The organism is Pseudobacteroides sp. (genome assembly GCF_036567765.1).
Classification (GTDB): domain Bacteria; phylum Bacillota; class Clostridia; order Acetivibrionales; family DSM-2933; genus Pseudobacteroides.
The window spans coordinates 36,739-50,479 of sequence record NZ_DATCTU010000118.1; the positions used below are offsets into that span (position 1 = coordinate 36,739).

Sequence of the window (13,741 nt, forward strand, 5' to 3'; positions counted from 1 at the left end):
GTGATTTAAAATGCATGAATTTATTACAATTAAAGGGGCAAGAGAAAATAACTTAAAAAACATTTCCCTGAGTATACCCAAAAACAAGCTGGTTGTTCTCACAGGATTATCTGGTTCGGGAAAATCGACCCTTGCCTTTGATACCCTGCAAAAAGAGTGCCAGAGGCAGTACATGGAATCTATGGGAATGGCAACGGATTTTATCAGCAAGCCCAAAGTGGATTCAATATCCGGACTATCTCCTTCAATCAGTATTGATCAGCACCTGACCAACAGAAATCCTCGCTCAACAGTAGGTACAGTAACAGATATTTATGCATTTATCAGGTTGTTGTTTGCGAAGTTAGGTAAAAGACAATGCCCTAAATGCACAAAAATGATTGAGCCAGAATTTGACCAAAGCGACAATGATGATATGGAAACCTGGGACGGAGACTTTGAGGGAAGTGGGCTTGTCGTAAATGAAGATGAAGGAAAAAGTGCTGGTAAGCCGGGTGATTATGGAATCACTGCTACATGTCCCCACTGTCAAGAAAAAATACCGGAGTTGACAGCATCAAATTTTTCATTTAATAAACCGGAAGGTGCTTGTCCAAGCTGTAGTGGACTGGGAGTTATAAACAGTGCAAATATATCCGCACTGATTGATGAAGACCGCAGTATTGAAGATAATGCAGTCTTAGGTTGGGACATCCATTACATAAAGATGTATACGGCAACTTTTGAGGCTGCAGCTAAACATTATGGTTTCACTTTTGACACCAAGATACCCGTCAAAGAGTTGGGAAAGATCCAAAGAGATCTTTTATTTTATGGTGTACTGAGTCCACAATTTTGTAGGCATTTTCCTAATATCCAGCCACCCGACTCCGTCGGAAAAGGAAAATTTGAAGGTGTAGTAACCAATGTCCTGCGGAGGTATGGAGAACGTGCCAGTGACGCGGGCTACCGTGAAAAGATGGAGAAGATGCTCGTCCAGCAGGTATGCCATGTTTGTAATGGGGAAAGGCTGCGTGAAGAAAGCCGTAGAGTCATAGTAAATGGCAGATCCATCACGGAAGTGAATAAGATGTCGCTAAGTGAGTTAAGCCAATGGATAGGAAGTCTATCGGAGGATATACTTACGGAAGGCTTAAAGATTGTGAAGCCTATTGTAGATGATATTTCCGAAAGGATAAAGCGTTTGATCGATGTAGGTGTAGGCTACCTTACACTGGAGCGTTCTGCACCTACCCTGTCTGCCGGAGAAGCACAGAGGCTAAGGCTGGCCATGCTATTAGGATCAGGGCTTACAGGAGTACTATATGTGCTGGATGAGCCCACTACCGGATTACATGCACGTGATACCGGTAGGCTGGTCAATGTATTGAGACAATTAAGGGATATGGGCAATACAGTGCTTGTGATAGAACATGATATAGAGATGATGAGAGCGGCAGATTATATCATTGACATAGGGCCTGGGGCTGGCAAAAATGGTGGACAAGTTATGGCAGCAGGAAAGCCTGATGAAGTTGCCCTATGCAAGGAATCTGTCACTGGGCTGCATCTTGCAGGAATTGAGGCAGTTTCTATACCTCATGATCGTAGAAAAGGAACAGGAAGGTTTATTTCCATCAGTGGAGCAAACTGCCACAATCTAAAAAATGTTGATGCAAAAATACCCCTAGATACGCTTGTTGCAATAACGGGTGTATCAGGGTCGGGTAAATCTTCGATGCTATTGGATATTTTAGACCCTGCAGTTAGGCAATATCTGGGCAAAGGGGATGAAGTTCCTGGAGAGCATGATAGGATTGTCGGCATGGAACATATTGATGATATCATCACCATAGACCAATCACCTATAGGAAGAACTGCCCGTTCAAATGCTGCAACGTATACAGATATTTTTACCCCCATACGTAATGTTTTTGCCGGATTGCAGGCAGCCAAGAATAGTAAGCTGCAAGCAAAGCACTTTTCTTTCAACGTGGCTGGAGGACGCTGTGAAAGATGCCAAGGTGCAGGTGTATTGACCGTATCTATGCAATTCCTGCCAGATGTGCAAGTCCGGTGTCCTGTATGCCATGGTAGGCGGTTCAAACGTGAAGTCCTTGGAGTAAAATATAAAGGGTATGATATCAATGATATTTTAAATATGACCATTGCTGAAGCTAGTCCTCTTTTTGATGATGTAAAAGCGGTAAGCGAAAAATTATCGTTGATGGATGACGTTGGCCTTGGTTATTTACAGCTTGGTCAACCGGCCAATACATTATCTGGAGGTGAAGCTCAACGAATTAAGCTTGCCAAGGAGTTGGGCAAAAAAGGAAAGGGTCATACATTGTATTTGCTAGATGAGCCAACCACTGGATTACATCCCCATGATGTTTTAAAGCTGATCTCTCTATTAGTGCGATTAGTGAACGCAGGGAATTCGGTTGTTGTCATTGAGCATAATGTGGATGTTATAGCCATGGCCAACTGGATTATCGATTTTGGTCCAGAAGGAGGGGATGCAGGAGGTAGAATCATTGCAGAAGGGACTCCGGAACAAGTAGCTCTTATGGAACAATCAATAACAGGTCAACAAATACGGCCGATTTTAGGGATATAAGTCTTAGAACATATACATTAAATTTTATGAGGTTTTAAATTCCAGAGCGATGAAAGCGTTTTCCAGTAAACGCTTTCATCGCTCTGGAATTATTTTTTAAACAATAATAAAAATTATAGGGAGGATTCGAGTATGACTAATTTTTCTTCAGAACAGGTTAAGGAGAAGGTTGTTTCAGTTCTTAAAAATTATATTGATCCATCAAACAAGGAAAAAGAATTTTCTATGGAGGCATCTTTGGATGAATTGGGATTGGACTCATTTAAAGCCATTTATTTGCTACTTGATATGGAAGAGGAATTCCAAATACAAATTCCTGATTCTATGTTGTCTCCAGAAATTTTTGCTTCACCAAAAGCATTACAAACTGCAATTGAATCAATATTAGCAGGTTAGTACTGCAGTAAACTTTTTTTACAAGGGAGGGGATACTTTGCAATCACCAAGGATGCTAGATAATAAATGGGAGTTGGCTCAATTTTATGGGACTGTCTATGGCATAGAGGAATCCCAGGCAATCATTGAAGTATTAAATGAGTGGGCTCCTACCAACAACAAAAAAGTACGTGAATTTGAGAGTAAGTTTTCTGAATATGTAGGTGGTAAATACGGTATTGCAGCAAATTCATGGGTTGGAGCCGCACATCTTTTGGCTATTTTAATGGATATTAAAAAAGGTGATGAGTTTATTGTGCCAGCACTTACATTCCAAGCTTCCGCTAATATATTCCATCGGGAAGGAGCAAAGATTGTATTTGCTGATGTAGATCCTAGAACATTCAATATTGACCCGACCAAATTGGAAGAACTGATCACGCCAAGGACAAGAGCCATCGTGGTTGTCCATATGTGTGGTCAGCCTTGCGATATGGATCCTATTTTGGAAATTGCAAGACATCATAACTTGACAGTGATTCAGGATGCTGCCCATGCTCCGGGTACGTTATACAAAGGTAAAAAATTAGGTAAGCTAAGTGACTTTGTCATTTATAGTTTTCACCAGGCTAAAAACATATCTACCTTGGGAGAAGGAGGTATGCTAGTAACAAACAATAAGGAATGGGTTGAAAAAATGAAGAGGCTCCGTGGGCACGGGACAGGACTTTACATAGGGATAAGCAGTAGAATGACTGATGTTCAGGGTGCTGTTGGAGCTATACAGATGGATAGGCTGGAATCAAACAATTCGATTCGGAGAAGGCTAGCGTATTATATGAATACCCGGATAGCTGAAATTGAAGGTATGATTGTGCCCTATGAAATGCCGGATGTTTACCATGTGTACCATATTTATAATGTAATTATCGAGCCCGAAGTACTGGGGTTGGACAGGGGAGAGTTCATTAAAAAGCTTTGGACAAAGAAGAGAATTTTGGTAGGCACTCAATATTATCCTACTGTAAATTGCCTGCCAGCATATAAAGCTTTAGGACATGGTGAAGGTGAATGTCCAGTAGCGGAAGATATCTCATCAAGGCTGGTTTCTCTTCCGATTTCCCCACGTTTTACCGAATCAGATATGGATGAACTGGCAGAAGGTATTATAGATGTAGTAAAGCTCTGTAAGAAATGATTTTCTGTTGGCTGCAACAGGTTATGAAAGGAGACTTTATGAGTTCAATTGGTTCAGAGATAAAGAAAGCGTGTGTTTCATTTATCAAGAATTGGTTTTATGTGAAAAAAGAAGAAGGAATTTTTTTGACAGGAGCAACTGGATTTCTGGGTGCTTTTTTGCTTCAGGAACTTCTGGAGCAGACAGACTCCAAGATATATTGCCTGGTACGCCCAAAAAGGAACATGAAGGCCCAGCAGAGGCTTATAGAAACGATGAAGTATTATTACCTGTGGAAGGACGCGTACATCTCAAGAATTGAGGTTTTGGTCGGTGATTTGGCAAAGCCTAATTTGGGATTATCCGACGATCAATTCAATACGCTTGCAGGAAAAATAGATAGTATTTATCATGTTGGGGCATATGTAAATTTCATTTACTCTTATGAAGCATTGGAACCGACGAATGTAGGAGGGACGGATGAAATCCTTCGCCTGGCAACTCTAAAAAAGGTAAAGCCAGTCCATTATACATCAAGCATGAATGTTTTTTCTTTAAAGGATATAGAAAACAGTACGATTGTTTATGAAGACAGCTTCCCAAGCCTGAAAGAAAGCACGGATACAACAGGGGACAAAATGCCTAGGGAATTGAAGCTATTAGGATTAGGATATCTACAGACAAAAAGGGTATCGGAACGCCATATAAAATCAGCAAGATCCCGAGGAGTTCAGGTAAATATTTATAGGGTGGGGAGAATCTCCGGTCATAGTAAAACAGGGGCCTGCCAGACCAATGACTTCTTTTGGAGGACGGTCAAGGCATCCATACCCATCGGTAAATGGCCTGATGTGGGTGCATTGATAGATTTTATTCCTGTAGACTACACCTGCAAGGTCATCGTTCATATTGCAAGACGCAGCAAGATCATAGGGAAAAACTTTCACTTATTTAACCGTGAATCCTTTCCGCATGTGCAGGTGATTGATTGCATTAAAAGGCAAGGTTATGCAGTTGAATTATGCACCTATGAAGAATGGCTCGGGAGAATGAAGCAAAAGGTACGAAAAACAAGCGAAAGGGCTGCCTATTCTATGGCACCCATGGAGCCACAGTCGGGAGATGTTTTTGCAGGGGTATATTATGATGACGGTAATACTCGCGAAGCCTTAAAAGGTTCTGGAATTGTATGCCCTCCTGTAGACCAGAAATTATTAGATATTTATTTTGATTATTTTAAAGCCATAGGTTATTTCGATACACCGAATACCATAGAGCAACAAACGTGATCTTATGGGCTAGGATATCTACCGTTGTTTTGAAAGGAGTGATCATTTGTTATCACCGAGATTAGAAGAAAATAAGTGGGATTTACCTCATTCTTATGGTTCCATGTACGGCGTAGAAGAAGCACAGGCAATGTTAGAGGTATTGAATGAATGGGCACCCACAAACAATAAAAGAGTAAGAGAATACGAAAGCAGATTTTCAACTTTTGTAGGGGCAAGTTATGGTGTTGCTACAAACTCGTGGGGTGGGGCTGCACATCTAGTAGCAATCATGATGGACATCAAAGAAGGAGATGAAATCATAGTACCCGCCATGGCTATGTCTGCCACTGCGAATATCTTTGTCAGGGAAGGAGCAAAGATTGTTTTTGCTGAGTCAAATCCTAGGACATTTAACATTGATGTAGAAAAGCTGGAAGAGAAGATTACTTCTAAAACTAAAGCGATCATTATTGTCCATATGTGTGGACAGCCCTGCGATATGGACCCCATTGTAGATATTGCAAGAAGGCATGGATTATTGTTGGTCCAAGACGCTGCTCACGCCCCAGGGGCAATGTATAAGGGGAAAGGGCTCGGTGAGTTTGGCGATTATGTAATTTACAGCTTTCATCAGGCAAAGAATATATGTACTTTGGGTGAAGGAGGTATGGTCGTTACAAATAATAAGGAATGGGCTGAAAAATTAAAAAAGCTGCGTGGACACGGAGCCGGGCTGTATATCGGGGTAAGCAACAGAATGACAGAAATCCAGGCAGCAGTGGGACTGGTCCAGCTGGATAGAATCAAAACACATACGGAGACAAGACGCAGGCTCTCATATTACATAAACGAATTTATTCGTGATATTGATGGCTTATCCACCCCTTACGAAATCTCCGATGTTTACCATGTCTACCACCTTTACAATTTATTAGTCGATGAAAAAAGATTAGGAATGACCAAAAACGAGCTAATGAGATACCTGTGGAAAAAGAGAAGAATCATGGCAATATCCTATTATCCTACAGTGAATTGTTTGCCTCCATATAAAGAACTGGGGCATGGTGAAGGTGAGTGTCCAATCACGGAGGAAATGGCAGCAAGGGCAATTGCTTTACCAATGTCTCCACGCTATACAGAGGCAGATATAGAAGAGATGGTTACTGGTATACGGGATGTAGTAAATATGAGAAAGAAAGGGCTAATCTAATTAAGTTATCCATAGATGAGTTAAGGAGGTGGACAAATGACAACACCATCATCATACTGGGATGTTGTTAAAAGTCTTGTACAAATACAAAGACAACTGCCCACTATTCAGCCGGTAGATAGAGAACAGTATTTGCCACTAGCCTATCCCCAGCAGCGGATGTAGTTTCTTCATAAATTGTATCCAGCCGGTACAGCTTATAATATGTGTGCAGCTTTTATAATAAAGGCTGCCTTCATATTTACCTCATAGGATTTGTATAGATACTCAAAAAGGACTCTTTGAAGCTGCAGATAAACATTACCTTTAATATAGAGCTTCCAATACGTGAGTTTTTTATTACTGATAACTTATGGGATCTGGCCCAAAAGGTTGAGATGATAATAGAAAAACAGATCGCTAATGAGTATAGGATTGGAAAATATTACTTCAAGTTAGTCTGGATTCCACAATAACGAGGTGTATGGGATTTGAATGTTATAGTTTGTGTAAAGCAGGTTCCCGCTACAAATGAAATTAAGATAGACAATGAAACCAAAACAATAATCCGTGAAGGAATGGAAGCTATTATAAATCCCTTTGATATGTATGCAGTAGAAGAAGCTTTAAGAATCAAGGAAAAATCAGATGGAAAAGTGACAGTGATCAGTATGGGAATACCTTCGGTTGCAGAGATTTTAAAGAAGATGATTGCCCTGGGAGCTGATGAAGCTATACTTTTAAGTGATAAAGCATTTGCAGGTGCTGATAGTCTTGCTACTGCATATACACTATCCTTAGGCATTGAAAAAATTGGAGCCTATGATTTGGTAATATGCGGGAATCAGGCTATAGACGGAGACACTGCACAAGTAGGGCCAAGTCTTGCTGAAAAACTAGGGATTCCACATACTACATGTGTGAGAAGGATTGAAGAGATAAGCAAAGGCCGCTTGAGCTGCCAGAGGCTAACTGAGGATGGTTTTGATATTGTGGAAATGCAACTTCCTGCTTTGCTTACTGTTGTGAAGGAGATCAATGAACCAAGAAACCCAACATTAAAAGGAATGAAAAGAGCAAAGGAAACAGTCATAAAAGTTTGGAATGCTGAAGATTTAGAGGCAGACAAAGATTTATGTGGCTTAAAAGGTTCTGCAACGCAGGTGGTCAATACATTTATACCTGAGCATGACTATGGATGTGAAATAATCAATGGTACTCTGGAAGAACAGGTAAAGAGGCTCGCTGATAGGGTATTGCCTCTTTGTTTTGATGAATGCAAATAATTGAGGTGGGAATTATTTATGAGCATGAGTATAAATATTGAAAAATGTGTTGGTTGTAAATTATGCATGAAAAAGTGCCCTTCGGGAGCAATAAGATTTAAAGAAAATAAGGCTTTTATCATAGACAGATGTACTTCATGTAGTATGTGTATGTATTCATGCAAATTTGGTGCAATTGGACGTATTGAGGCTGAAACTGGAGTTGAAGCCTTGACGGATATGCTGGCATATAAAGGGGTATGGGTATTAAGTGAGTACAAAGCCGGCACCATTGCAGATGTTACCTTGGAGCTTTTAGGCTCAGGCAGGCAACTTGCAGATTCACTAGGTGTCAGCCTTTCAGCAATCATTATGGGCGAAGACACTGGGGAAGCAGCTAAAACCCTCATTGAATATGGTGCGGATACGGTATATGAAGTTGAACATCCTTCTCTAAAGTGCTTTAATGATGAAATTCATACAGATGTTTTTGTACAGTTAGTTCGTATGTACAAGCCTGAAATTGTACTTATAGGTGCTACTGTTTATGGAAAATCACTGGCACCCAGAGCTGCCTCAAAATTAAATACAGGCCTTACGGCTGATTGTACCTCCCTTGAGATTGATTCGGAAAGGAATATGCTTCTTCAGATCAGACCTGCCTTTGGAGGTAATATTATGGCAACTATCATTTGCCCAAATCGTAGGCCCCAAATGGCAACAGTAAGACCAAAAGCAATGAAGGCACTAGAACCAGATAGAGCCAGAAAAGGCAGCATCCTCAGACCTGTTGTAAAAGTACCCTGTGAAGTAAAGCTAAAAACCATTGACAGCATTACCAGGCGTATTGAAATGACTAATTTAAAAGAGGCTGATGTTATAGTATCAGCTGGAAGAGGTCTGGGCAGCTATCAAAATTTGGGTCTGGTTAAAGATTTAGCGAGGGTGCTTGGAGGAGTTGTTGGAGCTTCGCGGTCTATAGTTGATGCAGGGTGGATAGGATATTCCCATCAGGTTGGGCAGACAGGTAAGACAGTTAGGCCCAAAGTATACTTTGCGTGTGGCATTTCAGGTGCTATACAGCATCTAGCAGGGATGACTTCCTCAGAAACGGTGATAGCAATAAATAATGATCCAGAGGCACCGATATTCAAAGTTGCAAAGTTTGGTATAGTAGGTGATGTGTTGGAAGTATTGCCTGCGTTAATCACCGAGTTAAAATCAAGATGGGGATCGATAACATAGTCGATCATTTCAATCGATAGCACAATGATGCTAAAGTCATTATATATGGAAATACATTGCTAAAAATATTTTAATAACTATGTGGAGTATGTAAGGGTATGCACCCCGAAAGATAGGCCTTGGAGGCTTTCGAAGTTTTCTGAGAAGTTTTTTTTATAAGGAGGTGATGTCATGCTTCCCAAAACTGCAGATGTTGTGATTATTGGCAGTGGAGCTATGGGCCTAAGTACAGCGTATCACCTGGCTCTTAATGGGTATTCCAATATTGTTGTACTTGAACGTGACAGTTATCCGGGGGGGCACTCTACAAGCCGTTGTGCCGGCGGTTTTCGCCACCAGTTTGCTACGGAGATCAACATTTTACTTTCAAAGCTTAGTAATGAAATGTTTCTCCGTTATAGAGATGAAATGGATTGTAAAGCTGTACTTAATTCTTGCGGGTATATGTTTGTTTTGACTGGAAATGACAATGTGGAAGCGTTCAAATCTGCAATGACTATCCAGCATAGGTTAGGAATAGAGACACAATGGATAACGGTAGAGGATATAAGGGAGAAGATCCCTAGGGTAAGCCTTGAAGATGTGGTAGCTGCGACTTACTATCAAATGGATGGTTTGATCGATGTAGGAAATGTCATGAATGCCCATATTAGTGCAGTCAATAGGTTAGGCATTAAATTGCTCGTAGATACATCCGTATTGGACATAGGGGTGCGTAACGGCAGGATAGACCATGTTATAACTTCTAAAGGAAATATCAGTACACCCATCGTGGTTAATGCAGCGGGTGCAAGATCTGCACAAATTTGTAGAATGATGCAAATTGATTTGCCCGTAAAACCAGTTCAGCAACAATTATTTGTTACGTCTGAACTACCGTGGGTATCTGAGGATTTTCCGGTAGTTATTTTTCCAGCAGAAGGTATTGGGTTCCACAAGGAAGGAAAAGGTCTTTTGTCTGGACTGCATAAGCCTGAAGTAGAGAATGAAAGTTTAAATCTAAGTGTGGATACTGATTGGGAAATGGTACATTGTGAAAAGCTAATTGAACGTATCCCCAGCATTGAGGACAGTAAGATTATTTCAAGCTGGGCCGGGTTTTATGAAATGACCCCTGATTTACACCCCATCATAGGTAGAATGCCTTGGATTGAAGGACTGTTTTGTATTACAGGTTTTAGTGGCCATGGATTTATGCATAGTCCTGCTTGTGGGCTCCTCGTGAGTGAAGAAATTATCTATGGAAAAGCAAAGACTCTTGATATTACATCCCTGCGGATTGAGCGATTTCATAATGCGGGTGAAAAGACCACAGAGTTTTATAAAATTTAATCATTATTTGTTTGCAATTTCGAAAGGGGGAAAACCATTGCTTCCACATGTTGTAGTACATAATGCGGTGAGCGTAGATGGCCGGATGGATTGTTTTGAAGCGGATGTAGGCCTTTATAACTTCTTGGCGTTAATATGGAAACCTGACGTTATGCTTTCCAGCAGCAACACGATTTTATCATGGTTTGACAATGAATTGGCAACGGAAACTGTAAAAGCTGAAATGGAAAAAATTCGTTCAAGAACCGAAAAGGAAACCCAAGATAGAAAGCAATTACTGGCCGTGGTAGATAGTAGGGGAAAGGTAAAAGTATGGCATAAGCTGTTGGAAACAAATCATTGGAGGGATGTAGTAGTATTGTGCTCTGAGTCTACACCAAAAGAATATCTTCAGTTTTTGGACGATATTCAAATCAAGTATTTGATCACAGGGGAAGAAAAGGTAAATTTCCACCAAGCATTGGAGAGGCTGGCTAGTGAATATGGTGCTAAAGTAGTCCGGGTTGACAGCGGAGGAACACTCAATGGAATTTTATTTAGAGAAGGATTGGTGAATGAGGTAAGTGTTCTGATATATCCTCTTCTTATTGGAGGAGAAACACCACGTTCTATCTTTTGTGCAAAAGACCTTGTTTCGGCTGAAGGTGTCATGAAACTAAAGCTTATTGAGACCAGAAAAGTCAGAGAGAATCTGATCTGGATACGGTATGGGCTAGAAAGAAAAGGAGAAGAGGCTGTTTAAGGAGTATCCTAAAAATTTTGTAAAAGAGTATAAATTTAGATATTTGTATAAATAAGGAGTCGTGGATTATGGAGAATACAAAACAAAGCATATTATCTCTTGTTGATAATCTGTTGAGCCAAAAAGTGATAAGTCCTTCAGATTTAAGAAGATATGTGAGGCAATCAATTGATGATACAGATCCGGAATTTATACGTGAAGAAATGGAAACATGGTATAGAAATGCAGGAATCGAATCGATCATTGGAAAAAAACTGGAGCTTTCACCTTGTCCTTTTACAGCAGAGGAAATTTTAGAGGCACAACAAAACCAAGAAACGATACTCTGTGTACCTAAAGGTATTTCGCGTGAGGAGTTCGGTGAATTGTTCCATATCAAAAGCTGGGCATTGCATGATCCATTAGTTACCCCAGCAATTGAGCAAGAAGATTGTTGGTTTAAAGTGAGTATGAGTTTGACACCAAGTTATATGAATAAATCGGGAATAGAGCTCTGCCATCAATTTGAAGATGAGAAAAAGATGCATTTTAGTCTTGAGAGATACTTGGTGTTTATTGCCCGCATAAGATATCTGACAGGAAAAACTCCTGACTCAGAATATTGGATTTGGATTCCACGTGGTAGATATGACAGATCGGGAATGCTGATTGCAGGTTTTGATAGAAACGCGTCATTTAATGTTCATGGTTGGATGCCGCAATTTTCTGCAAGCTTCTTAGGGGCACGCTATGGAATAGCACCAAAATCCTCCATTCAATAATGTATAGAAGGAAATTACAAACTACCGAAGATGCAATTTGAAGATGCCATTCTGAGAGGCTTAGATGCAAGATAAAGGTCATGAGGTAAAACAAAATGATTCGTGAAGGAGGAAATTACATCGTGAGGAAAATGACAGTCGCTATGATTGCTCCGCTGCTTACCCCGGAGTTTGCAGTAGAGGATTTGGGGGTCTGCTATATTACAGCAGTGTTAAGGGAGAACGGTTATGACGTCAAATTGACTTCTGTTATAGGCGGAAGCGAAGATTATTCCGAGATTTTGGAGTTTAAGCCTGAAATCATAGGAATTACAGTGTATAACCAAACTGTTGAGCTTGTGTATAAAATATGCCAGGATTTAAAGAAGGTGTTGCCAGATGCTTATATTTGTATAGGTGGATATGCTCCTACATACCATGCTATGGAAATGTTGATCGATGAACCGAGTATAGACTTTGCCATAAGAGGTGAAGGTGAACTTGCGTTTCTGGAACTTGCCAACAATCTCAGCGAGGGGAAAGATATATGGGAAATTCAGGGGTTGGCATACCGGGACGCAGAGAAAAACAGAATCATATTAAATGAAAGGCACCAGTATGTGGAAAACCTTGATGAACTACCCTTTCCCAGCAGAGACCTGCTGCTTAAAAATAATTGGAATATTACCCTCATATCCTCGACTCGTGGTTGCATGAGAAATTGCTTTTTCTGTTGCGGCAATGACTTTTGGAAGAAAGGCGATCACTACCACTGGCGGGCAGAAAGCGTAAAAAGAGCTGTTGATGAAATCGAGTCCTTACATAAAGAATTGGGAAGAAGCCAATTCTGGATTGTAGATGCTACTTTTGAGGATCCTGGGTTTAATGAAGAGCGAATGACGGAATTTGCAAAGGAAATTATTAAAAGAGGATTGGTGATTTCATACTTTGTATTTTGTCGGGCTGGGTTCTATAAAAAAGCCAGTGATGAGCTTATGAAATTATTGATAGAGTCAGGGATGTGTGAAGTGTATGTAGGTACCGAAGCGGCTAATAATTATGATTTAAAGGTATTAGGTAAAGGGATTTCTGTAGAGGATAATATAAGGTCATTAGAGTTTTTTGGGAAATATGATATTTATCCTGAAATCGGATTTATAAATTTCAACCCCTACTCTACCTTTGAAGGGCTTCGAGAAAATGCAGATTTTCTTGAGAAATATCAATATGCCCGTTTCTTTAGGCATTTTAGCTCAGTCAATCTATATAAGGGAAGCATACTTTATGAAAAAGTCAAAAAGGATGGCTTGCTGAAAGAAGGAGCCAAATTCTACGAAGATTTTGGATACAGATATCAAGATAAAAGGATAGAGAAATTGGTATGCTTCCTGAATGAATATATAGGAAGCCTCCAGCAGGAATCAAATTTTTTTAATGAGTATGTTGTTTTCGAACGTTATTATAGTGATAAGCTTTCGCATTTAAAAAGGTTCTTTAAGCTTTCAGGTACCAGTGCAATGAATTTGCTAAAGGAACATCAGAAAAATCTGGATGATATCTTAGTTGGCATGAATATAAAAGTTTCTTTATGGAATAGGGCATTGATCGACCTTGCAGAAGCAAATTGGGATTACTATGCGGCTAAAACAATCAGTAAAGAATATGTAAGTGCAGAGTACATGGCAGAAACGTTAGCCAAAATCAGAATGGAAAGGATCCGGTTTGGAAAGAACCTTGCAAAGATAGATACAAAGCTTTTGTCTCTTATTAGAGTGACCTAACGGTATCTATATAAATTGCAATAAA

Annotated in this window: 13 protein-coding genes; all 13 read left to right on the top strand. The window is 40.2% G+C overall.

Features of this window, described 5'->3' with window-relative positions; genetic code table 11:
• Positions 1–10: 10 nt before the first annotated feature.
• Positions 11–2,599: an excinuclease ABC subunit UvrA gene (gene uvrA / locus VIO64_RS19400; protein WP_331921345.1), complete on the top strand. Its 2,589-nt coding sequence runs from the start codon at positions 11–13 to the stop codon at positions 2,597–2,599.
• Between the two features lie 132 nt (positions 2,600–2,731).
• Positions 2,732–2,995 carry a phosphopantetheine-binding protein gene (locus VIO64_RS19405; protein ID WP_331921347.1) on the top strand — a complete coding sequence of 88 codons (264 nt, stop codon included), beginning with the start codon at positions 2,732–2,734 and terminating at the stop codon, positions 2,993–2,995.
• A 37-nt stretch (positions 2,996–3,032) separates the two neighbouring features.
• Entirely contained in the window at positions 3,033–4,172 is a 1,140-nt protein-coding gene (locus VIO64_RS19410) for a DegT/DnrJ/EryC1/StrS family aminotransferase (RefSeq protein WP_331921349.1), read from the top strand.
• A 38-nt stretch (positions 4,173–4,210) separates the two neighbouring features.
• Positions 4,211–5,440, top strand: coding sequence for a thioester reductase domain-containing protein (locus VIO64_RS19415; RefSeq protein WP_331921351.1), 1,230 nt, complete (start codon positions 4,211–4,213; stop codon positions 5,438–5,440).
• Positions 5,441–5,486: 46 nt separating this feature from the next.
• Positions 5,487–6,632 carry a DegT/DnrJ/EryC1/StrS family aminotransferase gene (locus VIO64_RS19420; protein WP_331921353.1) on the top strand — a complete coding sequence of 382 codons (1,146 nt, stop codon included), beginning with the start codon at positions 5,487–5,489 and terminating at the stop codon, positions 6,630–6,632.
• 36 nt (positions 6,633–6,668) lie between these two features.
• Positions 6,669–6,797, top strand: a complete 129-nt coding sequence (locus VIO64_RS19425) for a hypothetical protein (protein ID WP_331921355.1) — start codon at positions 6,669–6,671, stop codon at positions 6,795–6,797.
• Positions 6,798–6,913: 116 nt separating this feature from the next.
• A complete protein-coding gene (locus tag VIO64_RS19430; protein ID WP_331921357.1) occupies positions 6,914–7,087 on the top strand; it encodes a hypothetical protein in 174 nt (57 codons plus the stop codon).
• Positions 7,088–7,102: 15 nt separating this feature from the next.
• A complete protein-coding gene (locus VIO64_RS19435; protein WP_331921359.1) occupies positions 7,103–7,897 on the top strand; it encodes an electron transfer flavoprotein subunit beta/FixA family protein in 795 nt (264 codons plus the stop codon).
• 18 nt (positions 7,898–7,915) lie between these two features.
• Positions 7,916–9,121 carry an electron transfer flavoprotein subunit alpha gene (locus VIO64_RS19440; RefSeq protein ID WP_331921361.1) on the top strand — a complete coding sequence of 402 codons (1,206 nt, stop codon included), beginning with the start codon at positions 7,916–7,918 and terminating at the stop codon, positions 9,119–9,121.
• A gap of 171 nt (positions 9,122–9,292) precedes the next feature.
• Positions 9,293–10,453: an FAD-binding oxidoreductase gene (locus VIO64_RS19445; protein WP_331921363.1), complete on the top strand. Its 1,161-nt coding sequence runs from the start codon at positions 9,293–9,295 to the stop codon at positions 10,451–10,453.
• Between the two features lie 37 nt (positions 10,454–10,490).
• Entirely contained in the window at positions 10,491–11,195 is a 705-nt protein-coding gene (locus VIO64_RS19450) for a RibD family protein (protein WP_331921365.1), read from the top strand.
• Positions 11,196–11,263: 68 nt separating this feature from the next.
• Positions 11,264–11,956, top strand: coding sequence for a hypothetical protein (locus VIO64_RS19455; protein WP_331921367.1), 693 nt, complete (start codon positions 11,264–11,266; stop codon positions 11,954–11,956).
• A gap of 131 nt (positions 11,957–12,087) precedes the next feature.
• The gene (locus VIO64_RS19460; protein ID WP_331921448.1) at positions 12,088–13,716 is read left to right on the top strand and encodes a B12-binding domain-containing radical SAM protein; all 1,629 of its coding nucleotides are present in this window, start codon (positions 12,088–12,090) and stop codon (positions 13,714–13,716) included.
• The last annotated feature ends 25 nt before the right edge of the window (positions 13,717–13,741 follow it).